General features: G+C 74.4%; 28 protein-coding genes. 11 read left to right on the plus strand and 17 right to left on the minus strand.

Translation table 11 applies throughout. The features are described 5' to 3' along the window. Positions 1-89: 89 nt before the first annotated feature. Genes ACL02O_RS24980 through ACL02O_RS25005 form a run of 6 tightly spaced genes read left to right on the plus strand, consistent with a single transcriptional unit; the run spans position 90 to position 7,260 of the window. Positions 90-2,738, plus strand: a complete 2,649-nt coding sequence (locus tag ACL02O_RS24980) for a nitrate- and nitrite sensing domain-containing protein (RefSeq protein WP_412820589.1) — start codon at positions 90-92, stop codon at positions 2,736-2,738. Further along, positions 2,735-3,199, plus strand: a complete 465-nt coding sequence (locus ACL02O_RS24985) for a roadblock/LC7 domain-containing protein (RefSeq protein WP_412820590.1) — start codon at positions 2,735-2,737, stop codon at positions 3,197-3,199. The genes ACL02O_RS24980 and ACL02O_RS24985 overlap by 4 nt, the downstream gene beginning before the upstream one ends. After that, positions 3,196-3,645 (plus strand): DUF742 domain-containing protein, encoded by a 450-nt coding sequence (locus ACL02O_RS24990; RefSeq protein ID WP_412820591.1) that lies wholly within the window; start codon positions 3,196-3,198, stop codon positions 3,643-3,645. The genes ACL02O_RS24985 and ACL02O_RS24990 overlap by 4 nt, the downstream gene beginning before the upstream one ends. Then, positions 3,623-4,360 carry a GTP-binding protein gene (locus ACL02O_RS24995; protein WP_412820592.1) on the plus strand — a complete coding sequence of 246 codons (738 nt, stop codon included), beginning with the start codon at positions 3,623-3,625 and terminating at the stop codon, positions 4,358-4,360. Before ACL02O_RS24990 ends, ACL02O_RS24995 begins: the two co-directional genes overlap by 23 nt. A 44-nt stretch (positions 4,361-4,404) precedes the next feature. Beyond that, on the plus strand, positions 4,405-4,878 hold the full coding sequence (locus ACL02O_RS25000; RefSeq protein WP_412820593.1) for a hypothetical protein: 474 nt from the start codon (positions 4,405-4,407) through the stop codon (positions 4,876-4,878). 54 nt (positions 4,879-4,932) lie between these two features. Then, a complete protein-coding gene (locus tag ACL02O_RS25005) occupies positions 4,933-7,260 on the plus strand; it encodes an AAA family ATPase (RefSeq protein ID WP_412820594.1) in 2,328 nt (775 codons plus the stop codon). 18 nt (positions 7,261-7,278) lie between these two features. Here ACL02O_RS25005 and ACL02O_RS25010 read toward each other — a convergent pair whose 3' ends face one another. From ACL02O_RS25010 to ACL02O_RS25065, 12 genes are all read right to left on the minus strand, one after another. Next, on the minus strand, positions 7,279-7,632 hold the full coding sequence (locus tag ACL02O_RS25010; RefSeq protein WP_412820595.1) for a gas vesicle protein K: 354 nt from the start codon (positions 7,630-7,632) through the stop codon (positions 7,279-7,281). Next, on the minus strand, positions 7,629-7,859 hold the full coding sequence (locus ACL02O_RS25015; protein ID WP_412820596.1) for a gas vesicle protein: 231 nt from the start codon (positions 7,857-7,859) through the stop codon (positions 7,629-7,631). Before ACL02O_RS25015 ends, ACL02O_RS25010 begins: the two co-directional genes overlap by 4 nt. Continuing rightward, the gene (locus tag ACL02O_RS25020) at positions 7,850-8,662 is read right to left on the minus strand and encodes a GvpL/GvpF family gas vesicle protein (protein ID WP_412820597.1); all 813 of its coding nucleotides are present in this window, start codon (positions 8,660-8,662) and stop codon (positions 7,850-7,852) included. The genes ACL02O_RS25015 and ACL02O_RS25020 overlap by 10 nt, the downstream gene beginning before the upstream one ends. Next, positions 8,646-9,017 (minus strand): gas vesicle protein, encoded by a 372-nt coding sequence (locus ACL02O_RS34545; protein WP_459560890.1) that lies wholly within the window; start codon positions 9,015-9,017, stop codon positions 8,646-8,648. Before ACL02O_RS34545 ends, ACL02O_RS25020 begins: the two co-directional genes overlap by 17 nt. Before the next feature lies 1 nt (position 9,018). After that, positions 9,019-9,369: a gas vesicle protein GvpO gene (locus ACL02O_RS25030; protein WP_412820598.1), complete on the minus strand. Its 351-nt coding sequence runs from the start codon at positions 9,367-9,369 to the stop codon at positions 9,019-9,021. Between the two features lie 9 nt (positions 9,370-9,378). Next, complete coding sequence (locus ACL02O_RS25035) at positions 9,379-9,705, minus strand: gas vesicle protein GvpG (protein ID WP_412820599.1); 327 nt, start codon at positions 9,703-9,705, stop codon at positions 9,379-9,381. Between the two features lie 3 nt (positions 9,706-9,708). After that, on the minus strand, positions 9,709-10,464 hold the full coding sequence (locus ACL02O_RS25040; protein ID WP_412820600.1) for a GvpL/GvpF family gas vesicle protein: 756 nt from the start codon (positions 10,462-10,464) through the stop codon (positions 9,709-9,711). 1 nt (position 10,465) lies between these two features. Beyond that, positions 10,466-10,888 (minus strand): gas vesicle protein GvpJ, encoded by a 423-nt coding sequence (gvpJ, locus tag ACL02O_RS34550; protein ID WP_459560891.1) that lies wholly within the window; start codon positions 10,886-10,888, stop codon positions 10,466-10,468. Further along, positions 10,888-12,069 (minus strand): SRPBCC family protein, encoded by a 1,182-nt coding sequence (locus tag ACL02O_RS25050; RefSeq protein ID WP_412820601.1) that lies wholly within the window; start codon positions 12,067-12,069, stop codon positions 10,888-10,890. The genes gvpJ and ACL02O_RS25050 overlap by 1 nt, the downstream gene beginning before the upstream one ends. A 2-nt stretch (positions 12,070-12,071) precedes the next feature. Beyond that, complete coding sequence (locus ACL02O_RS25055; RefSeq protein WP_412820602.1) at positions 12,072-12,539, minus strand: hypothetical protein; 468 nt, start codon at positions 12,537-12,539, stop codon at positions 12,072-12,074. A gap of 287 nt (positions 12,540-12,826) precedes the next feature. Further along, positions 12,827-13,336, minus strand: a complete 510-nt coding sequence (locus ACL02O_RS25060) for a GNAT family N-acetyltransferase (RefSeq protein WP_412820603.1) — start codon at positions 13,334-13,336, stop codon at positions 12,827-12,829. A 151-nt stretch (positions 13,337-13,487) separates the two neighbouring features. After that, positions 13,488-14,390, minus strand: coding sequence for a hypothetical protein (locus ACL02O_RS25065; protein ID WP_412820604.1), 903 nt, complete (start codon positions 14,388-14,390; stop codon positions 13,488-13,490). 156 nt (positions 14,391-14,546) lie between these two features. On the opposite strand from ACL02O_RS25065, the gene ACL02O_RS25070 reads away from it, so the two are divergent. Then, positions 14,547-14,759 (plus strand): hypothetical protein, encoded by a 213-nt coding sequence (locus ACL02O_RS25070; protein ID WP_412820605.1) that lies wholly within the window; start codon positions 14,547-14,549, stop codon positions 14,757-14,759. A gap of 4 nt (positions 14,760-14,763) precedes the next feature. Here the strand turns inward: ACL02O_RS25070 and ACL02O_RS25075 are convergent, their stop codons facing one another. The 4 genes from ACL02O_RS25075 to ACL02O_RS25090 form a co-directional block, all read right to left on the minus strand. Next, positions 14,764-15,231 (minus strand): DUF3263 domain-containing protein, encoded by a 468-nt coding sequence (locus ACL02O_RS25075; protein ID WP_412820606.1) that lies wholly within the window; start codon positions 15,229-15,231, stop codon positions 14,764-14,766. Between the two features lie 122 nt (positions 15,232-15,353). Continuing rightward, positions 15,354-16,367, minus strand: coding sequence for an ABC transporter permease subunit (locus tag ACL02O_RS25080; RefSeq protein WP_412820607.1), 1,014 nt, complete (start codon positions 16,365-16,367; stop codon positions 15,354-15,356). Further along, complete coding sequence (locus tag ACL02O_RS25085) at positions 16,364-17,311, minus strand: ATP-binding cassette domain-containing protein (RefSeq protein WP_412820619.1); 948 nt, start codon at positions 17,309-17,311, stop codon at positions 16,364-16,366. The genes ACL02O_RS25080 and ACL02O_RS25085 overlap by 4 nt, the downstream gene beginning before the upstream one ends. Before the next feature lie 181 nt (positions 17,312-17,492). Next, positions 17,493-18,278, minus strand: coding sequence for a DeoR/GlpR family DNA-binding transcription regulator (locus ACL02O_RS25090; RefSeq protein WP_412820620.1), 786 nt, complete (start codon positions 18,276-18,278; stop codon positions 17,493-17,495). Between the two features lie 202 nt (positions 18,279-18,480). Between ACL02O_RS25090 and ACL02O_RS25095 the strand changes: the two genes are divergently transcribed. The 3 genes from ACL02O_RS25095 to nagA are packed head-to-tail and all read left to right on the plus strand — an operon-like array spanning position 18,481 to position 21,446. Beyond that, positions 18,481-19,410, plus strand: coding sequence for an SIS domain-containing protein (locus ACL02O_RS25095; protein WP_412820608.1), 930 nt, complete (start codon positions 18,481-18,483; stop codon positions 19,408-19,410). Further along, positions 19,407-20,327, plus strand: a complete 921-nt coding sequence (locus ACL02O_RS25100) for an ROK family protein (RefSeq protein ID WP_412820609.1) — start codon at positions 19,407-19,409, stop codon at positions 20,325-20,327. The genes ACL02O_RS25095 and ACL02O_RS25100 overlap by 4 nt, the downstream gene beginning before the upstream one ends. A 9-nt stretch (positions 20,328-20,336) precedes the next feature. Then, positions 20,337-21,446: an N-acetylglucosamine-6-phosphate deacetylase gene (gene nagA, locus ACL02O_RS25105; RefSeq protein WP_412820610.1), complete on the plus strand. Its 1,110-nt coding sequence runs from the start codon at positions 20,337-20,339 to the stop codon at positions 21,444-21,446. Between the two features lie 237 nt (positions 21,447-21,683). On the opposite strand, the gene ACL02O_RS25110 is transcribed toward nagA, so the two are convergent. Beyond that, the gene (locus ACL02O_RS25110) at positions 21,684-22,892 is read right to left on the minus strand and encodes a DUF4032 domain-containing protein (protein WP_412820611.1); all 1,209 of its coding nucleotides are present in this window, start codon (positions 22,890-22,892) and stop codon (positions 21,684-21,686) included. Positions 22,893-23,005: 113 nt separating this feature from the next. Here ACL02O_RS25110 and ACL02O_RS25115 point away from each other — a divergent pair, with 113 nt between their 5' ends. Then, positions 23,006-23,773 (plus strand): phosphatase PAP2 family protein, encoded by a 768-nt coding sequence (locus tag ACL02O_RS25115; RefSeq protein ID WP_412820612.1) that lies wholly within the window; start codon positions 23,006-23,008, stop codon positions 23,771-23,773. Position 23,774 lies beyond the last annotated feature (1 nt).

Below are 23,774 nucleotides of genomic sequence, written 5' to 3' on the forward strand. Positions count from 1 at the left end.
GGGCCAGGGCGGGCCGGAGGCCCGGGACGGGCAGCTCGAGCAGGTCGGGGCGGGCCGGGCCGGCGAGCCCGAGCGGTGGAGGCCCTTCGATGCTGCTCGGTAGGCTCCGGATCCGGGGCAAGCTCGCCCTACTGGTGATCATTCCGCTGCTCAGCATGGCCGGACTGGCCGTGCCGGTGGTCCTGGACCGGGTGGCCGCCGCCCAACGGGCCGCCGACACCGCGCACACCGTCCGTACGGCCAGCCGGATCGGCAGCCTGGTGCAGGACCTCCAGCAGGAACGGCTGCTCTCGGTGGGGCTGCTGCTCGGCCGGGTGACCCGGTCCGAGCTGATCCAGAAATCCACCACCGTGGACGACCGGGTCGCCGACCTCCGGTCGGAGTCGCTGCCGCGCCCGGTCGCCACCGCCCTCGACGAGGTACGCGAGCTCGCCGACCTGCGTACCGCCGTGCTCGCCGGCCGGGCCACGCCGACCCAGATCCTCGACACGTTCGGCGCGGTGGACATGGCGCTGATTGAGGCGCTGCACCTGCCGATGCAGGTGGACACCAACACCTCGGCCGGCCGGCAGGTGCTGGCGCTGGACGCGCTGCTGCGCGCCGACGAAGGGCTGGGCGCCTGCGCGACGCTGATCGTGCTGGTCAAAGCGACCGGCGACGCCAAGGCGGCCGCCGCGTACATCGCCTGCATGGCGGCGTTGCAGGTCGACAACCAGCGGTTCCGCAAGCTGATCACGCCGGAGCAGTACCAGTTGGCCATGCTGGACGACGCGGCGGTGGCGGCGCGGACCAGCCCGACTTTCCTCACCGACAGCGTGAAGGACCCGGTGGCGGCGATCGCGGCGGTGCCGCTGGACGCGCTCTTCCCCTCGGTCCGGTCGATGATCACGCTCGGCCAGTTCGTGGAGAAGAAGATCGTCGCGGACGTCATCGCCGAAACCACCACCGAGCAGCGGAAGGCGCTCACCGCCGCATGGCTGGTCGGCGCGGCGGCCGCGCTGGTCCTGCTCATCGTGGTGCTGCTCAGCGTGGCCGTGGCCCGGACGGTGGCCCGACCGCTGACCCGGCTCACCCGTTCCGCCGACCGGGTGGCCCGGGTCGCCGAGGCCGAACTGACCCGGGTGGTCGACGACGAGGCGGAATCCGCACAGCCGGTCCGTCTCGACCCGGTCGACATCCGGGCCCGGGACGAGATCGGCGACCTGGCCCGCGCCTTCGAGCGGGTGCAGCGCACCGCGGCCCGGCTGGTCGAACGGCAGGTGGCCGGCCGCCGCAACGTGGCACAGATGTTCGGCCACGTCGGCCATCGTACGCAGAACCTGGTCGGCCGGCAGATCGCCCTGATCGACCGGCTGGAACGGCAGGAGACCGACCCGGGCCGGCTGGAGCACCTGTACCGGCTGGACCACATCTCCAGCCGGCTGCGCCGCAACGCCGGCAGCCTGGTGGTGCTCTCCGGCGCCGACGGCACCGACGGGCACGTCGCCCCGGTGCCGCTCGCCGACGCGGTCCGCCTCGCACTCGGCGAGATCGAGAACTACACGCGGGTCGACGTGCAGGTCCCGCCCGGAGTGTCGGCCGCGCCGGCCATCGGCGGCGACCTGGTGCTGGCCCTGGCCGAGCTGATGGAGAACGCCACCGTCTTCTCGCCACCGCACACCCGGGTGGTGGTGGCCGGCGAACTCACCGACGGCGGCGCCCGGCTCTCCGTTGTGGACCGGGGCATCGGTATGAGTGAGGTGCGCCTGACCGAGGAGAACGCCCGGCTCACCCGCCGGGAACGGCTCGACCTGGCCCCGACCGAGGTGCTCGGGCTCTTCGTGGTGGGTCGGCTGGCCCGCCGCCACGGCTGGACGGTCGACCTGGTGCCGACCGCCGGTGGCGGGCTGACCGCGCGCCTGGAGATCCCCGCGGCCCTGCTGGTGGTCCGCCGGCCCGAACGGGCCGGGGTCACCGTGGCGCGGGCCGCCGTGCCAGCCCGGGACCGGCGCTCCCTCCCCGCGCCGGTCCGGCCCCCGGCGGCCCCGGCCGCGTCGGTCGCCTCGACCGGCCGGGCCGCCGACGAGCCGGCACCGTTCGACCAGGTGCTGCTGGGCCGGGCCACCCGCAGCATCGAGACCGGGCAACCCTGGAACGCCTTCGACGCCGGCGGCGAGCCGGCGGCGCCCACGACGGAGGCGGGGACCGGTCCGGCGGCTTCGCCGGCCGTCGACGTGCCGCCCGCTGCGGTGGTGGCGGACGGGCCGGGCGGAACCGGCGCGGTCCCGGGCACCGCACACCCCACCGCCGCACCGCCCGCCTGGCCGACCCTCGCCGGAGCGCCGCCCGCCTGGCCGACCACGGCCGCTCCGGCGGCCCCCGGGGCGCGGTCGGTCATCCGGCAGCGCGTCCCCGGTGCGAGCCCGCCGGCGAGCGCTCCGGCGGTCGGGCCGGTGGACATCGCCACCGCCGAGCCGGCCGACGTCCGCGCCCTGGTCGAGGCGTTCCAGGACGGGGTACGCCGGGCCCAGGGCGACACCGGCCCGGTCACGCCCACCCCCGGCCGGCCACGACTCAGCCAGCGCGTGCCGGGGGCGAACCTGTTCGGCTCCCCGTTCCAGGCCGCGCCCCCGACCAGCCCGCACCCGGGAGACCCGGCCGAGGTCCGCAACCTCATCACCCAGTTCGAGGCGGGCGTCGCCCGCGCCCTGCGCGAAGTCAGTCCAGACCGCCGCTACGAAGAGGATCCATCACGGTGACCAGCCCCTTCCTGCACGACAACGCCGACCAGAACACCGTCGCGGACCTCAGCCCCGAGGCGCGCACCTTCAACTGGCTGCTCGACTCGTTCACCTCCAGCACGGCTGGCGTCATGGAGGCGATCGCGGTCTCCTCCGACGGGCTGCTGATGGCCATGTCCGCCATCAAGGACCGGTCCAACGCGGAGCGGCTCGCCGCCGTGGTCTCCGGCATGACCAGCCTGGCCGGCGGCGCCGCGAGCTGGTACGCGCTGGGCGGCCTCAACCGGGTGATCGTGGACATGGCCGAGGGCTACCTGCTGATCAGCGCGATCAGCAGCGGCTCGGTGCTCGGGGTGGTCGCCGACCGCTCGGCCAACCTCGGCACCGTGGCGTACGAGATGACGCTCTTCGCGGGCCGGGCCGGCGGGGCGCTGAGCCCGAAGTTGATCGCCGAACTGAAGAACGCCGTCCAGCAATGACGCCGGAGCTGGCCGGCGGGGACCCGGATCCGGAACCCGAGGTCGGGGTCCGCCCGTACCTGCGCTCGTCCGCCCCCGGCGGAAACGCGGACGAGGGCGGCACCAAACCCCCCGGCCCGCGACCGTTCGTGCTGACCGCCGGCCGGGTGGCCGGCGACCCGGCGATCGGGCTGGAGACCCAGGTGACCGCCCGGCCGGAGAGCGGCTCGTGGGCGATCCTCGCCCGGCTCGACCCGGAACTTCAGGCCATCGTCGCCCTCTGCGCCGAGCCGATCTCGATCGCCGAGCTCTCCGCCCGCACCCGGATGCACTTCGGCGTGACCCGGGTGCTGGTCGGTGACCTGCGGGCCGCCGGTCACCTCGACGTGCACGTCGGGCACGTCGACGACGCCCTCGACCCCGACATCATCCTGCGAGTGATTGATGGACTCCGTGCGATCTCCTGATTGGCCGGCCGCCGCCGCGGGCGGTCCGGCCGCGAACAGCGCCGCCGCCCGGTACACCGGTCCGCACACTCCGGCACCGGCCGCGCCGCCGGCGCCGCCGGCGCACCGGCCGCCAGTGGTCGCCGCGCGGGTCCCCGGCAGCCCTCCGGTCGCCCGCCCGCCGATCCCGGTGAAGATCCTCATCGCCGGCGGCTTCGGGGTCGGCAAGACCACCGCGGTGGGCGCGATCTCCGAGATCGCCCCGCTCACCACCGAGGCGGAGATGACCAGCGCCGGCATCGGGGTCGACGAACCGGCCTCCGGCTCCTTGAAGACCACCACCACGGTGGCGATGGATTTCGGCTGCGTGACCATCGACCGCAGCCTCAAGCTCTACCTCTTCGGTACGCCCGGCCAGGCCCGCTTCGGCTTCATGTGGGACGACCTGGCCCGGGGCGCGCTCGGCGCGCTGGTGGTGGTGGACAGCACGCGGCTCGACGACTGCTATCCGGCGATCGACTACTTCGAGCGGTCCGGGTTGCCCTTCGCGGTCGGGCTGAACGCCTTCGACGGCCGGTTGGCCCTCGACCTGCCCTCGATCCGCTGGGCACTCGCGATCGGCGGGCACGTGCCGCTGGTGCAGTTCGACGCCCGGGACCGGCTCTCGGTACGGGACGCGCTGCTGGTCGTCCTGGACCGGGCACTGGACCGGGTGACCCGGGACCTGGGTGGCTGAACCGGGCGTCGCTGGGATCCGTTTCCACGGAAGGGGTGGACGTGATGAGAGGGGACCTGGACGAGACACTGGCCCGGCTGGCGCGCCGCGAGGAGACGCTGCGCCGCCGGGGAAACGTGCCCGAGGAGGAACCCGACCGTGACCAGGACGGCGCGGTGGCGGCGCGGGACCGGCGGGAGGGGCACGGCGCGTACCGGCTGCGCGGAGGGACCCGCCCGGAGCGGCGGGACCCGGTCGAGGAGGTCGCCGAGGCGGTCCGCCGGGTGGTCGCCGAGCACCCCGGGCTGGCGGTGAACCTGCGGGTGGAGCAGGGCGGGCAGGCGTACCCGCTGCGGGTCTCCTGGTCGGGCCCGGAGGTGACGGTCGGTCCGGCGGCCGCGCCGCCGCCGGCCTGGCCGATGTCGGTCAAGACCGTGCCCGCGCCCGGACACGACGGGATGGCCGTCGACCCGGCCGCCCGGCTGGCCGAGCTGATCCGGCACGACCCGTCGCTGCTGGAGGACACCGGCCCGCGCTGAACCGCCGCGACACGGCGCGGGCACGAGGTGGTGCCGGCGGCTACTGTCGGGCGGGTGGCGGAACCCGACCTGACCCTCACCGCGAGCCTGCGGCCGGCGGCGCTGGACGCCCGGCGCGGCGTGGTGCGCCTGCACCCGGAGGTGCTGACCGCGCTGGCGCTACGCCCCGGCGACCCGGTACGACTGGCGGGCCGGCGGGTGACCGCCGGCGTCGTGGCCCCGGCCGAGCCGACCGCGAGCACCGCCCTGCTCTACGCCGACGACCTGCTGCTGGGCAACCTCGGCATCCGGGACGGCGGGCAGGTGACGGTGAGCCCGCTGCCGGTCACCCCGGCCCGCCGGGTGACCCTCGCCGGGCCGGTCGCGGTGGTCGCCGCGGTATCCCCGGAAATGCTCCGCCTCGCCCTGCTCGGCAAGGTGGTGACCGCCGGGGACGACGTCTCGCTGCTGCCCCAGGACGTGCTCCCCGACGCCGCGGTCCGCGCTCTGGTCGAGGCCGCCCGGCGCAGCCTCGCCAACTCCGTCGGGTACGCCTGGACCAGCACCCTGCTCACCGTGGTCGCCGTCGAGCCGGGGACGGGCGCGCTGGTCACCATGGACACCGTGGTCGGGTGGGAGCACGGGCCGGCCACCCGCGGCTCCGGCCCGGCCGAGCAGGACGCCGCCGGCCGGCTTACCGGGGAGCGGGGGTCGGGAGCGACCTCCCGCACCGGCCCGGCCTCCCCGGGCGGCGCGGCGGGCGCCACCGGCCCGGGTGCGTCGCCCGGTACATCCGGGACCGGGATGGAGTCGGCGGCCCTCGCCCTGGTCGGCCCCGAGGACGCCCCGGACGTGGACGAGCTGCCCGGGCTGCGCGGCCAGGCCGAGGAGCTGACCGAACTGCTCGACCTGGGCTTCCACCACCGGGAGGTGCTGAGCCGGCTCGGCACCACCGTCTCGCTGGGCGTGCTGCTCAGCGGTCCGGCCGGCTCCGGCAAGTCGGCGCTGGTCCGCGCGGTCGCCGCCCGGGTAGGCGCCCGAGTGTGCCCGGTCTGGGCCCCCGAGCTGGCCGCGCTGAGCAACGACGCGGCGGCCCGCCGGCTGCGCTCGGCCGGCGAGGCGGTACGCGCCGGCCACCCCGCCGTCCTGCTGGTCACCGACGTGGAGGCCCTCGCCCCGGCGGACGAGCCGGGTCCGGTGGCCACGGTCTTCCGGCAGGTCGTCGCCGATGCGGTCCGGGCCGGGGTGGCCGTGCTCTGCACCACCGGCCGGCCCGAGGCGGTGGATCCCGCGCTGCGCGCCCCGGACCTGCTCTCGCTCCGGATCACCGTCCCGCTGCCCGACCACGCGCTGCGCCGGGAGCAGTTGACCGTGCTCACCCGGCAGGTGCCGCTCGCCGAGGACGTCCGGCTGGACGAGGTGGCCGGGCGTACGCCGGGGTTCGTCGCCGCCGACCTGGCCGCGCTGGTCCGCGAGGCCGGGGTGCGGGCGGCGCTGCGGCAGAAGGCAGCCGAGACGCCGACGGTGGCGATGGCGGACTTCGCCGCCGCGCTGGAGGTGGTCCGGCCCACCACGATGGCGGCGTCCACCCTGGAGCTGGCCTCGGTCACCCTGGCCGATGTCGGCGGATTGCCCGAGGTCAAGGAGACGTTGACCGAGTCCGTGCTCTGGCCGCTGACCTATCCGGACACCTTCGCCCGGCTGGGGGTGACCCCGCCGCGCGGGGTGCTGCTCTACGGGCCGCCGGGCTGCGGCAAGACCTACCTGGTGACCGCCCTGGCCGGTTCCGGGCGGGCCAACGTGCTGTCGGTGAAGGGCGCGGAGCTGCTCTCCAAGTGGGTGGGGGAGAGCGAGCGCGCGGTCCGCGAGCTGTTCCGCCGGGCCCGCGAGGCCGCACCCACCCTGGTCTTCCTGGACGAGGTGGACGCGCTCGCGCCGGTCCGCGGCCAGGCCACCGACGGGGGTACGACCGACCGGGTGGTGGCCGCGCTGCTCACCGAGCTGGACGGGGTGGAGGCACTGCGCAACGTGGTGGTGGTCGGGGCGACGAACCGGCCCGACCTGGTCGACCCGGCACTCCTCCGCCCGGGGCGGCTGGAGCGGCTGGTGTACGTGCCGCCGCCGGACGGTCCGGCGCGGGCGGAGATCCTGCGGGCGGCGTCCCGCGACGTTCCGCTCGCGTCCGACGTGGACCTGGCCACGCTCGGTGCGGAGCTGGAGGGCTTCTCGGCGGCCGACTGCGCGGCCCTGGTCCGCGAGGCGGCGCTCGCCGCGATGCGCGAGTCGCTGACCGCCACCTCGGTCACCGCCGCGCACGTCGGGGTGGCCCGTACCCGCGTCCGCCCCTCCCTCGACCCGGCCCAGCTGGCCCACCTCGCCGCCTACGCCGCCGCCCACCGGTGACCCGGCGGCCGGGGTGGGTCAGTCGGTCGGGAGGAGGGGACCCAGCGGGCCCAGGTCGAGGTTGAGGTCCTCGGGGGCCAGGCCGAAGTACTCGCGGAGCTGGGTCATCTGATCCTCCAGCGCCATCAGCGTGGTGCCGACCCGCTCGATCTGCTCCTCGCTGAGGTCGCCGAGGTCGACCCGGCGCAACGCCTGCCGTTCCATCAGCTGCCGCAGCAGCTCGACGACGGTGAGCACCAGGCTGGCCAGCCCCCGCTCGACGGAGTCCTGGTCGACGGCGAGCCGGCGGTCCAGCGGCCGGACCCGGGGCGCCTGCCACTGCGGCTCCCCCAGTGCCGCAGCCAGCTCGGCCGCCTCGTCCCGGCCCGTCACGGCTCGACCTCCAGGGTCGCCGGGGCGGGCGGGGCGAGCGCGCCGACCGACGCGATCAGGGCCCGCAGCGAGATGCGGACCAGATCCACGTCGGCGATGGCCAGGGTGATGTCCCCGGTGATCACCACGCCGGTGGCGAGGACCCGGTCGAGCAGGTCGACCAGGGCCACCGGACGGTGGGCCAGCGGGCCGTCGGCGCTGCTCGGCGCCAGCGACGTCACGCCCATGTCGGCTCCGCCGAGGGTTCCGCCACGAAGGAGTACGGCGGCCAGGGGCCGGTCGGCTCCAGCCGGATCTCCGGGTGCCGGTCGGCCAGTTCGCGTACCAGCGCGGCGAAGCCGTCCAGCCGGTCCCGGTCGACGAGGTACGCGCCGTTGAGCACCATCGCGGTCGGCGCGCCGGAGAGCCGCCGGTCCTGCGGGGCGTGCCGGCGGGCGGTCACCGCGTGTCCGGCGAGGGCGGCGTGCACGGCGGCCGCCGCGTCGGCGGCGATCCGCTGTCCCTCCTCCCGGGCGGTGAGCTGGGCCCGCCGCCGCCGCAGGTACACCGCACCGGCCCCGCCCCCGCCGACGGGTCTCCCGGCGGGTGGCGTCGCGCCGGGGATCACGTACCCCTTGACGCCCCACTCCTCGCGACCGGCGAGCCGGGCCAGCGTGCCGGCCAGCTCCGCGTACCGTTCGACCAGCACCCCGGCCACCCGCTCGTCGTCCCGGTGCACGGTGGCCAGCCGCGCCGGCACCACCGCACCGGCCCGGGTCAGCGCGTCCACCACGGCGTGGTGCGCCCGGGCGGCCCGCTCCAGCCAGGCCAGGTCCTCCAGGTTGCGCCGCAGCGCCTCCTCGCCGTACTCGGCGAGCGGGACGTCGCTCACCACGGCGGCCAGGCCGGCGGCGCCCACCGTCCGGACCGGCGTGCCGGCGACGCCGGTGGTCCCGGCCGGCGCCGCCGTCGTCGCGGCGACCACCCCGTGCAGCCAGACACCGGTCCCGGCCCCCGGCACCGCCGGGGTCGGCTCAGCCGTCGTACTCATCCCGCTCCTTCCTCGCGGCCCGCGCGGCCGCCCGGGGCCGCCGGGCCGCCTCGACCTGTTCCGGGTCGCGCGGCCCCGGCTCGACCGGTGGGCGGGCCCGGGAGCTGAGCCACGGGTCGTGCTCCCACCAGTCGATGCCGATCTGCCGCGCGGTGTCCACGGAGGCGATCACCAGCCGCAGCTTCAGGGTCAGCAGTTCGATGTCGAGCAGGCTGACCCGGATGTCACCGGCGATGACGATGCCCCGGTCGAGGACGCGTTCGAGGATGTCGCCCAGGTTCGCCGGTTCGTGCCCGGCCGGCAGCACCTGGCCGGAGTTCTGCACCACCGAGGGTGTCTGCTGCGGTTCGGTCATCTCAGCCCCCGTCCGCCTTGCCCCGCTGGTAGCGGCGCGTCCGCCGGTAGCCGAGCAGGCTGCCACTCAGGTCCAGCTCCACCTCGTAGAGGCCGAGCAGGTCGGTCGAGGCGGGGATCCGGTGGTCCTCGACCACCTCCACCCCGACCTGCCAGCCGTCGTCGGTGGGCTGGATCGAGGTGACCCCCTGCGGGTCCTTGCCGGTCAGCCCGGCGATCTGGCGCAGCCCCTCCCGGGCCGCCTCGGCTGCACTGATCTCCTCATAGTCGTCCTCGTCGACGTACCGGCCCTGGTCCCGGTCGCCCTGGTCGCGCCACCGCTCGCGGTCGTCGCGGGTGCGTGCTGCTGTCATCTCAACTCCCTAGCCCCGGTCCCGATCAGCCCGACGGTCGACGCGCCGCCGCCGGCCGGCCGGCGACCGCCGACCGGTGCCGGTCGTGTCCCCGGACGGACCGGCACCAGGGGCCGGCGGGGTGAGCCGGTCCAGGACCTGCTGATGCTCCCGGTCCCGCTCCGCCGTCGTGATCTCGCCGGCCGCCGCCGCCCGGTCCAGCTCCTCCAGCTCCCGCCGGACGTTGACCGGGTTGTGCTGCTGCGACTCCGCCTCCCGGCCGATCACCTTGGCCAGCGAGGTGAGCCCCCGCACCGGGGCGTACGGCAGGGTCAGCAGACCCCAGAGGATGTCCACGGATCACTCCACCAACTGGTGCGCGCTGACGAAGTCGTACGGGGCGAGCGGACCGCGCAGCCGCGCCCGGATCAGGTCGCGCCGCTGCTCGGCGAACTCCTCCACCGCCCGGACGAACTCCTCCTCGTCGTCCGCGCCGACCAGGAAGGCGACGTTCACCGCGTCCAGCTCGTGGCTGGGCGGCCGCGCCACGTTCGCCACCGTGTGCCGGCCCACCGCCTCGATCAGGGACCGATTCTCCGCCTCCCGGCGCAGCTCGACCGCTTGGCCGATCATCTCGCCGAGTCGGATCCGCTGCTCCCGGCTCTCCGCTTCCGACCGGCCGCGCACCTGGTCGGCTAGCGCCGCGGCGGAGGCGTTCTCGGCCAGGAAGCCGCCGACGACAGCGGACTCGTCGAAGCGCCCGTGCACGATGTACTGGCGGCGGTTCTCCAGCTCGTCCAGGGCGCCGGCGAACCGGTCGTGGTGCGCCTCCAGCAGCTCGTCCACCGCGTCCTCGCCGGTCACCACCGTGCCGAACCGGACCGGCAGCACCGGCGCGACCTCCGCCGTGCCGTTCAGCAGCTGCTCGTACGCGGTGAGGTCGGCCGGCCGGCCCATCGGCTCCTCCAGCCCGACCGCGCTGACCAGCGCGGCGAGTTCGCCGTGCCGGATCACGGTGACCGCACCCGGCGGGTTGCCCACCCCTTCCGCGTCCGGGGTGGTTTCCACATCGGACGGCACGATGCCGTAGATGAAAAGTCCGTTCGTATCGGCCATGTCAGCGCTCCTTCTCCCGGCTGCGGCGCGGCCGGGGGCGGTCGGCGTCCCGGTCGCCCAGCGAGTCCACCACCGCGCCGCTGATCTCCTTCGCCGCCTTGCCCAGGCCGGACACCGCCTTGCCCTTGGCGGCCCCGCCGGCGACGTCGCCCACCAGGTCCGGCAGTCCCTTCTGGTCCTCCGGCGTGATGCTCAGCCGGTCGACCGCCTCGGCGAACCGGAGGTACGTCTCCACGCTGGCGATCACGATCCGGGCGTTGACCTCCAGGAGCTGGATGCCGACCACGGCGACCGAGACCTGCGCGTCGATCACCACGCCCTTGTCCAGCACCGTCTCCACGACGTCGGCGAGGGTCCCCCCGCCACCGCCGCCGGTGCGTTCCAGGGCGCCGCCGGGCTGATCTGTCGTCGCCGCGACCGTCATCAGTCACGCTCCTCACGTCGGCGACGGACCACCGGCCGTCGGGGGGCCTCCGGGGCACGTCGGGTCGGGCGGGCCCGCTCCTCGCGGGGTTCCCGCTCCTCCCGGGCGCGGCGGGCGCGCTCGGGCTGCCGGCGGCGCGGCGGCGGCTGTTCCTCCTCCTCGGGCTCCTCGGCGTACTCCGCGTCGTCGTAGTCGTCGCCCTCGTCGTAGTCGTCGTACTCCTCGTCCTCCTCCTCGGGCGGACGGCGGCGCTGGGCGGGACGGCGACGGCCACGCTCGGCGGGCCGGCGCTTCTCCTCGGGCTGTTCCTCGGGCTCCTCGGCGCGGCCCTGCTCCTGCTGCTCGCGGGCCGCCTGCTCCTCGCGGAGCGCGGTCTCGCGGTCCTTGACCACCTGGGAGTCCTCGATCTCGCCGCGCCAGCCCTCGACGGAGTCGGGGTCGAGCACGGTCTGCGTCATCACGTGCCGGACGAAGTGCTTCAACTCCAGCCGCACCCGGCGGCCCTGGGCGCGCCAGAGGTTGCCGGTGTGCTCGAAGAGGCCCTGCGGGTGGTACTCCAGCACCACGAGGATCTTCGTCAGCCCGGGGCCGACCTCGTGGAAGCTGACCGTGCCGTCGACCGAGCCCTTCTCGCCCTTGGACCGCCAGTGGATGAGCCGGTCCGGGATCTGCCGGACGATCGTCGACTCCCAGCTCCGGTGCGACCAGAAGACCTGGGCCTTCCAGGTCATCTTCTCGTCGGAGTCGCAGTCGGCCTGCTCCACCTTCTTCATGAAGCTGGGGAAGTCGCCGAAGGTGGTCCACTGGTCGTAGGCGAGCCGGACCGGCACACCGACCTCGATGGTCTCGACGATGTTGGTGACCTTGACCTTCTTGCCGTCGCCCTTGCCGCCCTTGCCGCCGCCGAACGCCGACATCAACTTCTCCTTACCGCCGGCCAGGCCGGCATGGAACATCGCCCGGACCGGCGAGTCGCCCTCGGCGAGCTTCTGTGCGCCGGTGGCGGCGGCGATCAGACCGGGACCGCCGCCATGCTTCGCGTACTCGCTGAGCCGGCCGGTCGCCCCGGTGATCCGCTCGGTGACCACCTGCACGGCCCGCTCCCCGATCGCCGAGGCGAGGTTGCGCAGCTCGCCGCCGAGCTGGTCGCGCGCCTTGTCGGCAAGGCTGTTGGTGGCCATGGTCACCGCCCCCGCCGCCGGCGCGCGGGGGCCGGCTGCTCGGCCCGGTCCTCGTCGTCCCGCGCCTCGGGCTGCTCGTCGAGTTCCTGTTCCTCGTCCGGGGCCGAGTGCTCCTCGGTCTCCAGCTCCCCGATCTCCGGCTCCTCGCCGGCCGGGCCGGCGGACCCGCGGCGCAGCGCGTCGGCGCTGCCGCGCAGCCTGCCGCTGAGCGCGTCGATCCCGCTGCCGGCGGCGGCGCTCGCCGCCGCCTTGCCGGCCGTGGCGAGCGGGCCGCCCAGCTTGGTGAGGTTGCTCAGTTGGGGATTCACGTTCAACAGGTCGGTGGCGACCTTCTTCAGCCCGCCGGGCTGCTGGCTGGCGCGACCGGCGGCCACCGCGGCGGCCAGGGTGAGGGCGGTACGCAGCTTCCTCCGGCGGCCGAGGACGTAGCCGAAACCGACCGCAAGCGCGATCCGAGCTCCGCTCTTCATCAGTTCTCCTTCGCTCCCCGGCGGAAGCGGACACCTCTGGGTGGCGCAGGCCCGGAAAACTGCTACCGGGGATCAGCGGAAATGGGCCTGCGACCGGCGTCCCGAATCAGCGGACCCGGCCGGCAGTACCCGCCACGTCACCCACAAAACATTCCCCGGCAATTCCGGCCGTTACGGGGGCAGACGGAGAGACAATCGGACGACGCGGGGTATATAGTTCGCAAAACGGACAGGCGAACCGAGCTGAGCAGGAGGAAGGAGATAGTTGCCCGAAGACAATCAAAACGTCAGCGCGCCGGCAGCACTGAATCCAGACACATTTTTGCGCGAACCTTGCCGCCATTGTCGCGCAATTCCGCGCCGCATTCTTTCAGAACCGAGATTGCACCGAGATTCTTCGGGGTCGTCTCGGCCACGACCGTGTGCATCCCGGCTGCGGCGGCGGCATTCAACAGCTCACGCAGCGCGGCCGCGCCGAGCCCCTGACCCCGCGCGGAGCGCCCGAGCCACATCCCGGTCTCCACCGCCCCCGGCTCGTCACACCGGGTCATCCGCACCATGCCGACCACCTCGCCGCCGGCGACGATCGCGTACATCCGGGTGCGGGTCGGACCGTCCAGGCCGCCGAAGCTGGCCCGGTAGAACTCCCGGAACGCGTCCCGACGGGCCAGCGACCAGCCGGCCGGGGCCTCCACCGGAGGCATGACCTCCCCCGGTTCCGCCTCGGCAGCCGCTACGGAGAGCAACGGCTCCAGGTTTCCCTCGTCGACCGGCTCCAGCCGCACCGCACCCGTCACGTGCCGCAGTCTGCTCCTTGTACCGGGCCGAGTCCACTGCTTTGGCGCCGTTCTGCCGGTCCGGTCGAGGCTACGAACCGGTCGTACCCCTGGGTTGTTCCGCCTCACGCTCCGTTGTCAGCCGACCGGTTCCTTCTCTGCGTGAGCGTGCTCACTCGGCGGGGCCGAACTCGCAGAGGACCACCGAGGCGTCGTCGGTCCGCTTGTGCCGGCGCAGCCGCTCCGGATGGTCCCGCTCGGCGGCCCGGACCCGGCCGATCAGCCCCTCCGGCCCCTCCGCCGCCGTCACGTCGAGCAACCCGGCCCAGTCGAAGAGACCGAACCCGTCCACGGCGCAGGACGCGCCGTCGCTGAGCAGCGCCGCCCGCCGCAGCGCCCCGGGACCGCGCAGCGGCAGCGTCCCGGTCACGGCGTGGTACGCGGCGTCCGGGTCGGTGGCGGCCGCCCAGTAGCCGTGGGTCCGGTTCATCCTCGCCCGCTGCACGGTCACCGACCGGCGGAACCGGGCCGCCGCGTCGAGGTCCTCCCCGGGCAGCGCCGCAGCCGTCCGGCGCAGGTCCGCCATCGCGCCGGCCAGCCGGTCGTCGGCCACCACGCTCACCTCGCCGCCGGCGTCGAGCACCAACGGGCTGTCGCAGAGCACCAGGTAGTCAACCTGGTCACCGCCCTCCCGGAGCAGGCATACCGTGGACGACGGGGTGCCCGGATGGTCGAGGTCGCACTCGTCGCCGTGGTCGGCGCGAACCGCCAGGATCGCCGCGGCCAGGCTGCTCATCAGCGTCGCCGCCGGCCGGGCGGCGATGGCGAGGCCGATCCGGGCGGCCAGGTGGCGGACGTACCAGGCGGGCCCGTGCACGCAGCCCGTGTCGAAGCCCCCCGGCACGGTGGCGCCGTCGAGGACCCCGACCAGCGGGCCGAAGCGGAACACCACGTCCTCGTTCTCCAGCCGCCCCGGCGCCGGGTCGGTGGCGGAGCGGACCCGCATCATCGGCGCCGTCCCGACCGGCCGCGCCGGCCGGCTCCCGGTCGGGTACCGGCGATCTGGTGCCCCCATCGGTGCGCTCCCTCCGTTGCCGCCCGCCTACCCGGACCGGCGGCGGCCATGCGAGCCGGCGGCGACCCCATCCCGGCAACTCCCCGTCACGACCGATGCGCCGCCGGTAGCGTCAGGGTCGGGCGCTCGGGCCCGCGAGGCGACAGGGGGAATCGCATGTTGGAACGGTTGCACGAGTCCGGGCTCCGGTCGGAGCACGCCTATCTGGCCGGGTTCCTGAGCATCGGGCTCTCCTTCACCAGCTGGTTCATGTCCAAGCACCTGGAACGGGCCGGGATGGCCCGGGCCGACCGCTGGGGCATCTTCGTCGGAGAGTGGGCGCCGACTTTCTTCGCCATCGGCAACGGGCTGCGCACGTACGAGAAGTGAGCGGTCAGCGCCGCCGGTTGCGGGCCCGGGAGGTGCGCAGCCGGCGCAGCCGGCCGATCAGCACCGGCTCGGCGGCCAGCGCGGCCGGGTGGTCCAGCAGCGCGTTGAGCAGTTGGTAGTAGCGGGTCGCGGAGAGCCCGAAGGTGTCCCGGATCGCCTGCTCCTTGGCCCCGGCGTGCTTCCACCACCGCTGCTCGAAGGCGAGGATCCGCCGCTCCCGCTCGGTCAGCTCGTCCGGCCCGCCCTCAGCGGCGTCGGCCGGCACGTCAGCGTCGAGGACCGCCGGATCAGGCTGCTCGGCGGCCGGGGCGTCCGGCGCGGAACACTGTTCGGCCGGCGGGCCGGGCTCCGCTTCGACGGCCGGCGCGGACCGTGGCGGGGGAACGGTGACGGCGGCCTCCCGACGCGCGACGTCGGCCGGGCCGGACGGCTCAGGCCGGTCGGTTGCGGCCGCGGCGGCGTCGGCGGGCATGGCGCTCCTCGGGAGGGCGGACGACCGGCACGGCGACCGCCGGCCGGGGGGACCCCAGCGTAACCAGGGCCCGCCCCGGCCGCAGCGGACGCGGCGTCCGGGCCGGTCGGTGGCGCGCCGGGTCAGGCGATGTCCCGCCGACGCATCATCCAGAACGCGGCGATCAGCACCACGGCGCCGCCCAGGCCGAGCACCAGCGCCGAGTCCTGCCAGGTGACGAGCAGCTCGGCCGGCTCGCACTGGCCCTTCGCGAACTGGCACGCGTCGTAGTTCAGGAGCTGCACCCGCTTCAGGAACCACGCCTGGGCGTAGGTGGACAGCACGTACCGCTCGCCGAACGGTACGCCGAGCACGCCCACCGCGATCCGGACACCGATCTCGCTGATCGCGAAGACCGCCACCGCCGCACCGAGCGCCATCGCGGTGTGCCGGCCGAGCGAGGCGAGCGCGAAGGCCACCGCCCCGACGGCCAGGATCAGGCCGAGCGCCCGCAGCCCGTCGAGCCCGATGGAGCGCCACACGCCCGCGGTCACCTCGGCGGTGGTCCCGCGGTACGTGCCGATCAACCAGAAGGCCAACGTCCAGAACGCGCCGAGCACCACGCCGACCCCGAGCACCGTGGTCAGCAGCGCGGCCAGCTTCGTGCCCAGGACGGCGAGCCGTTTCGGCCGCCAGAGCAGCAGGTTCATCATCCCGCCGGTGCTCCATTCGGCCCCGACGAAGGAGGCGCCGACGATGAACGCGAAGAGTGCCACCGCCCCGGCGAACACCGCGATGAACATCGGGAACTCGCCCCGGAAGTCGAACTGGTAGGGCAGGTTCCACTTCGGGTCGAACATCTCCGGCTGCGGCTGCCACTCCCGGCCGCAGTCCGGCCCGAACCGGTCCTCGGTGTTCTCGCCCCGGGCCCTGGCGGCGTCGCAGTCGGCGACGGTCCGCTTCCAGTCCTCGAGCGCACGCCGGTACTGAGCGTCGGACTCCGCCTGCGCCGCCGCGACGACCTCCTTGGAGAGCTGGTGGCTGGAGAAGCTGAAGGCGGTGGCCACCCCGGCCAGGCCGAGCACGAGCAGGACGAGCAGCAGCCGGGTGAGCCGGCGCTTGGCCAGCCGACGCAGCTCGGTGACGTACAGGCTCATGCGCCCCAACCTCCTCCGGTGCCGGCGCTGCCCGGTTCACCGACCTTCGTGGACTCGTCGACCTGCCGGTGCTGGCCGGGGACCGGCGCGGTGGCGGTCAGTTCGAGGAAGACGCTCTCCAGGTCGACCGTGACCGGCGTCAGCTCGCTGACGTAGAGGCCCCGCTCGGCGAGGAGCCGGCTGACCGTGGCCGGCTTGTCGACGCCGGCGAGCATCAGGTGGTCCGGCTCGGTGGTGACCCGGATGCCGGCTCCGGTCAGCGTGTCGGCGGCCTGCGGCAGATCGGTGACCGCCTCCAGGCGGACCCGCACCGCGCCCTGCGAGTGCGCGGCGAGCACCTCGTCGACCGGGCCGTACGCGACCCGCCGGCCCAGCGAGATGATGGTGACCGAGTCGCAGATGAGCTGGATCTCACCGAGGATGTGGCTGGAGAGCACCACGGTCATCCCGGCGGCGGCCAGGTCCCGCATCAGGGCGCGCATCTCCCGGATACCGCCCGGGTCGAGGCCGTTGGCCGGCTCGTCCAGGATCAGCAGCCTCGGGTTCTTCAACAGCGCGGAGGCGACCGCCAGCCGCTGCTTCATGCCGAGCGAGTAGGTCTTGACCCGCTCACCTGCCCGGTCGCGCAGCCCGACGAGCTCCAGCACCTCGTCGACCCGCTGCCGGGGCAGCTCGCCGGCCCGCGCGAGCAGACCGAGGGTGTCCCGGGCGGAGAAGTGCGGGAAGAACTGCGGACTCTCCACGATGGCGCCGACCTGGCCGGCGACGGCCGGCAGCGCCTGCGGCAGCTCCCGGCCGAGAATGGCCATCCGGCCGCCGTTCGGCCGGATCAGACCGAGCAGGGTCCGCAGCGTCGTGGTCTTGCCCGAACCGTTGGGGCCGAGAAAGCCGTGCACCTGCCCGGCCTCGACCCGCATGTCGAAGCCGTCGAGGGCGTGGCGGATCCCCCGTTTCCGGCTTCGGTACGTCTTGCGGAGACCTTCGATCTCCAGGACAGCCGTCAAGCTGACCTCCCCCGATGAGTAGGTGACAGCGGACACCATACGCGGTATGTGGCTGATGACAATACCGGGTATGCATCGGAGAGTTTCCGGATTTCGACGCCCAGGTGTGGACGGAGTCGCCTCAGGCGCAGATGACGTGCACGCCCGCGTCGCGGAACGCCTGCACCACCGTCGGGGACGCGCCGGAGTCGGTAACCAGCGTCTCCACCCGGTCCACCGGGCAGATCCGGGCGAAGGCGTGACCGCCCAGCTTGGACGAGTCGGCGATCACCACCACCCGCTTGGCCCGCGCCACCATCAGGCTGTTCATCGCCGCCTCGCCCTCGTGGTGGGCGGCGGCGCCGAGCTGCGGGTCTATCGCGTCCACCCCGAGCAGGGCGACGTCCAGGGTCACCTCGCGCAGCAGCGCCCCGCCCAGCGGACCGACCAGCTCGAACGACTTCGGCCGGACCACCCCGCCGGCCACGACGACCTTCATCCGCGAGCGGACCAGCAGCTCGTTGGCGATGTTCAGGGCGTTGGTGACCACGGTGAGCTGGGCGCCCTCCGCGCTGGTGTTCAGGTCCGGCCGGACGGCCAGGGCCCGGGCCACCTCGGTGCTGGTGGTGCCGCCGTTGAGGCCGACCACGGTGCCCGGCGAGACCAGCGCGGCGGCGGCCGCCCCGATCCGCTGCTTCTCGGCGGAGTGCTTGGCGGTCTTGTAGCGCAGCGGCAGGTCGTACGAGACGCCGTTGGCGACCGCCCCGCCCCGGGTGCGGGTGATCATCTGCTGCTGCGCGAGCTGGTCGAAGTCACGCCGGATGGTGGCCTGGGAGACGTCCAGGCGCCCGGCCGCCTCCTCGACGCTGACCCGCCCGTTCTCGGTCAGCATCTCCAGCAGCGCGTTCCATCGGGCGTAGCGGTCCACTGCGGGGGCCTCCACTGACTCTGCAAGAACGGTGATTGATTGCGTGCACAGTAGTGCGCGAAACTAACGGGCGCAAAACTCTGACCTGCGCGATCCGGGAGGCGGTTGCCACGGCCGCCCGGGCTCGCGCAGAATGACGCGCGAAAGACGGCTATATCGCGCCGTATTGCGCAAGGTCTCCCTCCGGGGACGAGGAGTTGTCATGGCGTACGTGCACGCGGAGATCGCGAGCCAGCCCGACTGCTGGCGGGAGGCGGCGCGGCTCGCCCCGACCGTGGCCGACCGGCTGCCGCGCCCCGGCGAGCGGATCGCCGTCGTCGGCTGCGGCACGTCGTGGTTCATGGCGGCGGCGTACGCCGGGCTGCGCGAGCACGCCGGCCAGGGCGAGACCGACGCCTTCCAGGCCAGCGAGTTCCTCACCGGCCGCCACTACGACCGGCTCATCGCGATCACCCGCTCCGGCACCACCACCGAGGTGCTGGAACTGCTCGCCGCGCTGCGCGGCCGGATTCCCACCACGGTCCTGGTCGGTGACCCCGCCTCCCCGGCGGTCGAGCTGGCCGACGCCGCGGTGACCATGCCCTTCGCCGACGAGCGCGCGGTCGTACAGACCCGCTTCGCCACCACCGCCCTCGCCCTGCTCCGCGCCCACCTCGGCGAGGACCTCGGCCGGCTGGCCGCCGACGCGGAGGTCGCCGTCCGGGCCCCGCTGCCGATCGACCCGGCCCGGATCGAGCAGGTCACCTTCCTCGGCCGCGGTTGGACGGTCGGGCTGGCCCAGGAGGCCGCGCTGAAGTGCCGGGAGGCGGCCACCTTCTGGGCCGAGGCGTACCCGGCGATGGACTACCGGCACGGCCCGATCTCGGTCGCCGCCCCGGGCCGGCTGGTCTGGGCGTTCGGCGACATCCCCGAAGGGCTGCCCGAGGACGTCGCCGCCACCGGCGCCGCCTTCGTGCACAGCCGCACGCACGGCTGCCACACCGTGCTGACCAGTTGGGCGGCCGGGCGCACCCCGGTCGACCCGATGGCCGACCTGATCCTCGCCCAGCGCTTCGCGGTCGCGCTGGCCACCAGCCGCGGCCTCGACCCGGACGCGCCCCGGCACCTCACCCGCTCCGTGGTGCTCGCGTGACGTCAGGCGGCGAGGTCGTCGTCGCGCTGGACGTGGGCGGCACCGGGATGAAGTGTGCCCTGGTCCGCCCGGACGGGACGACCGTGCACGCGGAACGGCATGCCACCGAGGCGGCGCGCGGCCCGGAGGCGGTCGTCGGGACGATCCTCGACGTCGCCGAGGGGTTGGCCGGCAAGGCCCGCGCCGACGGGCTCGCCCCGGTGGCCTGCGGCATCGCCGTGCCCGGAGTGGTCGACGAGGCGCGCGGGGTCGCCGTCTGGTCGGCGAACGTGGGCTTCCGGGACGTACCGCTGCGGGAGTTGGCGCAGACGCGGCTGGGCCTGCCGGCGGCGCTCGGCCACGACGTGCGGGCGGGCGGCCTGGCCGAGGCCCGGCTCGGCGCCGGGCGGGACGCCAGCCACGTGCTCTTCGTCGCGATCGGCACCGGCATCGCCGCCGCCCACGTGGTCGACGGCTCGGCCGCCACCGGCGCGCACGGCGCCGCCGGGGAGATCGGCCACATCCTGGTACGCCCCGACGGCCCGCGTTGCGGCTGCGGCCGCCCCGGCTGCCTGGAGGCGGTGGCGTCGGCCGCGGCGATCGGCCGCCGCTACACCGGGCTGGCCGGATCACCGGCCAGCGCGGCCGACGTGGCGGAGCGGGCGGCGGCCGGCGAGACGCTGGCCGGCCAGGTCTGGCGCGAGGCGGTCGAGGCGCTCGCCGACGGCCTCGCCACCGGCCAGGCGCTCTTCGACGTGTCGGCCATGGTGATCGGCGGCGGACTCGCCCGGGCCGGCTCCGGGCTGCTCGACCCGCTGCGCGCGGCGCTGCGCGAACGACTGACCTTCCATCGGGAGCCGCGCCTGGTCGCGGCGGCCCTCGGCGACGAGGCCGGCTGCCTCGGCGCCGCGCTGCTCGCCCTGGACACCCTGGATTAAGGAGAGCCGATGACCCTGCGCGTGACCGGCAAGGTGGTGACCCCGACCGGCGTGATCCGGCAGGGCTGCGTCGAGATCGTCGGCGGCCGGATCCGGGCCGTCGCCGAGTACCCGTCGGTCCGCGACGGGCACTGGATCGTGCCGGGCTTCGTGGACATGCACACCCACGGCGGCGGCGGGCACACCTTCACCACCGGGGACGCCGAGTCGGCCCGCGAGGTGGCCTCGTTCCACCTGCGGCACGGCACCACCACCCTGCTGGCCAGCCTGGTCAGCTCGCCGTTCGCGCTGATGCGGGATGCCACCGCCGCGTACCGCCCGCTGGTCGAGTCCGGCGTGCTGGCCGGCGTCCACTTCGAGGGGCCGTACCTGTCGGCGGACCGCTGCGGCGCGCAGAACCCGGAGTATCTCCGCGACCCGTCGACCGAGGAGCTGGCCGAGCTGATCGAGCTGGGCGGCGGCGCGGTCCGGATGGTCACCCTGGCCCCGGAGCGGGAGGGCGCGCTGGCGGCGATCCAGCTGCTCGTCTCGCGCGGCGTGGTCGCGGCCGTGGGGCACACGGACGCCACCTGGGAGCAGACCCGCGCGGCGGTGGCCGCCGGGGCGAGCGTCGGCACCCACCTGTTCAACGGGATGCGCCCGGTGCACCACCGGGAGCCCGGACCGGTGGTGGCCCTGCTGGACGCCCCGAACGTGGTGTGCGAACTGGTCGCCGACGGGGTGCACCTGCACGACGGCATGCTCGGCTTCGCCACCTCGGTGGCCGGCCCGGACCGGGCCGCCCTGATCACCGACGCGATGGCGGCCGCCGGCATGCCCGATGGCGAGTACGAGCTGGGCGGCCAGGCCGTCACCGTGGCCGACGGGGTGGCCCGGCTCAGCCGGGACGGCGCGATCGCCGGCAGCACCCTGACCATGGACGCCGCCCTGCGGCACGCCGTCGCGGCCGGCATCGCCCTGCCCGACGCCTGTCGGATGGTGGCCACCACCCCGGCCCGGGCAATCGGTTTGGGCGACCAGGTCGGCGCGCTCCAGACCGGTCTCCGCGCCGACCTGGTCGTACTCGACGACGACCTGAACGTGGTCCGGGCGATGCGCGCCGGCACCTGGGTGGAGTGACACGCCGGCTGCCCACCGAACCCGTGCCCGGCGTCCGGCGTCCGGCGTCCGGCGTCCGGCAAGAGCAGCACAAGGGTCTGTGAGGCGCTACAAACTTGATGACGTCAACGACTCAGCCGCATCGGCCGCCCGGTGATCCACCTACGTCATCAAGTTTGTAGCGAGCCACGCGTCTACCCTGCCGCCGACGCCGGGCAACGCCCGGCCGAGCGGACACCCGGGGACCGGCCGACCCACTCAGGCGGTGGGCACCTCGACGCCGAGGACGGCCTGCTCGTCCGGGCGGTGCACCAGCACGTCCGACAGGTACGACTGCACCGCGTGGCGCATGCCCACGTCCCGGCCGGCCTGCTCGGAGAGCAACCACTTGTGCTCGATGATCTGCGCGAAGAGTTCCTGCGGCTCCAGCTTGCGGCGCAGGTGCGCCGGCACCGCCCGGACCACCGGCTCGAACACCTCGGTCAGCCAGCGGTGCGCGGCCTGCTGCTCGTCGGTCAGGTCGCTCTCCACCCGGTACGCGTCCAGGTCGTTCAGCAGCTTGCGGGCCTGGTTCTCCTCGGCGTCCAGACCGGTGAGCCGGAGCAGCCGACGGGTGTGGTAGCCGGCGTCGACCACCTTCGGGCGGACCAGGTAACGCCCGTTGTCGACGGTCGACATGGCCACCTCGGCGACGTCGAAGCCCAGCTCGTTGAGTCGGCGGATCCGGCCCTCGATGTGGTGCCGGGCCTCCCGCTCGATCTGCTGCTCGTAGGTGATCTCGTGCCAGAGCCGCTCGTACCGCTGCACGACCTCCTCGCAGACCACCTCCGGGTCGATCGACTCGTGCAGCAGGCCGGCGGCCTGGAGGTCGAGCGCCTCGCCGAAGATGTTGACCCGGGCGATCTCCAGGTCCTCGCCGCGCTGGCCGTTGGAGAGCGAGTTGCGCAGCGCCCCGGTCTCGGCGTCCACCAGGTACGCGGCGAACGCGCCCGCGTCGCGGCGGAACAGCGTGTTGGACAGCGAGCAGTCGCCCCAAAAGAAGCCGGTGAGATGCATCCGGACCAGCAGCACGGCGAGCGCGTCGAGCAGCCGGTTCATCGTCTCCGGCCGCAGCGTCCGGGAGAAGAGCGCCCGGTACGGCAGCGAGAACTGGAGGTGCCGGGTGATCAGCACCGGATCCAGCGGCTGGCCGTCGTCGGTCTGCCGGTCGGCCACGATCGCGACCGCCTCGACCGAGGGGAAGTCGATCCGTTCCAGCGCCCGGAGCAGGTCGTACTCGCGCTCGGCGACCCGCTCGCCGGTCTCCTTCACCGCGTACACGTAGTCGCCGAGGCGGACGAAGCGCACGATGTGCCGCGAGATGCCCTGCGGCAGCGCGACCAGGTGCTGGGCAGGCCACTCCTCCAGCGGGGTCGACCAGGGGAGGTCGAGCAGCGCCGGGTCGACGAGGGCCGAGGTGATCCGCACGGCCACAAGTGTGACCGCTCACCCGGCCCGCCGCCTCCCTTCGTGGGCCGGCACACAGCCGCCGACGCCCGCGCCGGTCGGTCGCCGCCGGCGACGGCCGGTAGCGTGGTCGCGTGCGGGACACCACTGGGGTACGCGAGAAGCTCCGGCTCCGGCCCGTCCGGCCGGCCGGCTGGTGGTTCGACGGGCTGCTGCTGGCCGCCCTGGTCGCCCTGACCGTGGCGCTGGCCGCCGGGCACCTCTTCGGCCTCGACCGCGCCGTCGCCGACTGGGCCGACACGCACCGTCCCACCGCGGCCGAGTGGGCCGCCCGGATCCTGAACCTGCTCGGGCAGGGCACCCCGCTGACCCTCCTCGCGGCCGGACTCGGCGTACTGCTGGCGGTCCGGCTCCGCTCGATCCGTCCGGTGCTGCCGCCGGTGGTCGCGTTCGTGCTCACCTACCTGATCATCGGGCCGTTCAAGGTGTGGACCGCCCGGCCGGCGCCCAGCGCCAGCGTCAAGGAGCCGTTCCTGCCGCCTGACCAGACACTGCCGCTGTTCCAGCACGAGCTGGGGGTGCGCTTCGCCCAGTCCTACCCGTCGGGGCACGTGGCCAACGCGATCGTCTGGTACGGCGTGCTCGCCCTGCTGCTGGCCCCGTTGCTGCGCACCTTCGGGCGGACCGTCCCGCCCCGGCTGGTCACCGTGGTCCGGGTGGTGCCGCCGCTGGTGGTCCTCTCCACCACCATCTACCTCGGCTGGCACTGGCTGACCGACTCGGTCGCCGGGCTGCTGCTCGGCCTGCTGCTGGACCGGCTGCTGCACCGGGTGCCCTGGGACGGCCTGCCGTTGCCGGGGCGGTTGCGGAACCGGGACCGCCCGTTCACCTCGTCCCCCTAGG

The organism is Micromonospora mangrovicola (genome assembly GCF_047200535.1).
Classification (GTDB): Bacteria; Actinomycetota; Actinomycetes; order Mycobacteriales; family Micromonosporaceae; genus Micromonospora.

Excerpts from the sequence above, each read along its gene's own strand:
- ACL02O_RS24990 (WP_412820591.1), top strand. The coding sequence starts at position 3,196 with ATGACGCCGGAGCTGGCCGGCGGGGACCCGGATCCGGAACCCGAGGTC.
- ACL02O_RS25050 (WP_412820601.1), bottom strand. The coding sequence starts at position 12,069 with ATGGCCACCAACAGCCTTGCCGACAAGGCGCGCGACCAGCTCGGCGGC.
- ACL02O_RS25030 (WP_412820598.1), bottom strand. The coding sequence starts at position 9,369 with ATGACAGCAGCACGCACCCGCGACGACCGCGAGCGGTGGCGCGACCAG.
- ACL02O_RS34545 (WP_459560890.1), bottom strand. The coding sequence starts at position 9,017 with ATGACCGAACCGCAGCAGACACCCTCGGTGGTGCAGAACTCCGGCCAG.
- ACL02O_RS25095 (WP_412820608.1), top strand. The coding sequence starts at position 18,481 with ATGGCGTACGTGCACGCGGAGATCGCGAGCCAGCCCGACTGCTGGCGG.
- gvpJ (WP_459560891.1), bottom strand. The coding sequence starts at position 10,888 with ATGACGGTCGCGGCGACGACAGATCAGCCCGGCGGCGCCCTGGAACGC.
- ACL02O_RS24995 (WP_412820592.1), top strand. The coding sequence starts at position 3,623 with ATGGACTCCGTGCGATCTCCTGATTGGCCGGCCGCCGCCGCGGGCGGT.
- ACL02O_RS25040 (WP_412820600.1), bottom strand. The coding sequence starts at position 10,464 with ATGGCCGATACGAACGGACTTTTCATCTACGGCATCGTGCCGTCCGAT.
- ACL02O_RS25000 (WP_412820593.1), top strand. The coding sequence starts at position 4,405 with ATGAGAGGGGACCTGGACGAGACACTGGCCCGGCTGGCGCGCCGCGAG.
- ACL02O_RS25075 (WP_412820606.1), bottom strand. The coding sequence starts at position 15,231 with ATGCCCGCCGACGCCGCCGCGGCCGCAACCGACCGGCCTGAGCCGTCC.
- nagA (WP_412820610.1), top strand. The coding sequence starts at position 20,337 with ATGACCCTGCGCGTGACCGGCAAGGTGGTGACCCCGACCGGCGTGATC.
- ACL02O_RS25065 (WP_412820604.1), bottom strand. The coding sequence starts at position 14,390 with ATGGGGGCACCAGATCGCCGGTACCCGACCGGGAGCCGGCCGGCGCGG.
- ACL02O_RS25080 (WP_412820607.1), bottom strand. The coding sequence starts at position 16,367 with ATGAGCCTGTACGTCACCGAGCTGCGTCGGCTGGCCAAGCGCCGGCTC.
- ACL02O_RS24980 (WP_412820589.1), top strand. The coding sequence starts at position 90 with ATGCTGCTCGGTAGGCTCCGGATCCGGGGCAAGCTCGCCCTACTGGTG.
- ACL02O_RS25020 (WP_412820597.1), bottom strand. The coding sequence starts at position 8,662 with ATGAGTACGACGGCTGAGCCGACCCCGGCGGTGCCGGGGGCCGGGACC.
- ACL02O_RS25015 (WP_412820596.1), bottom strand. The coding sequence starts at position 7,859 with ATGGGCGTGACGTCGCTGGCGCCGAGCAGCGCCGACGGCCCGCTGGCC.
- ACL02O_RS25070 (WP_412820605.1), top strand. The coding sequence starts at position 14,547 with ATGTTGGAACGGTTGCACGAGTCCGGGCTCCGGTCGGAGCACGCCTAT.
- ACL02O_RS25055 (WP_412820602.1), bottom strand. The coding sequence starts at position 12,539 with ATGAAGAGCGGAGCTCGGATCGCGCTTGCGGTCGGTTTCGGCTACGTC.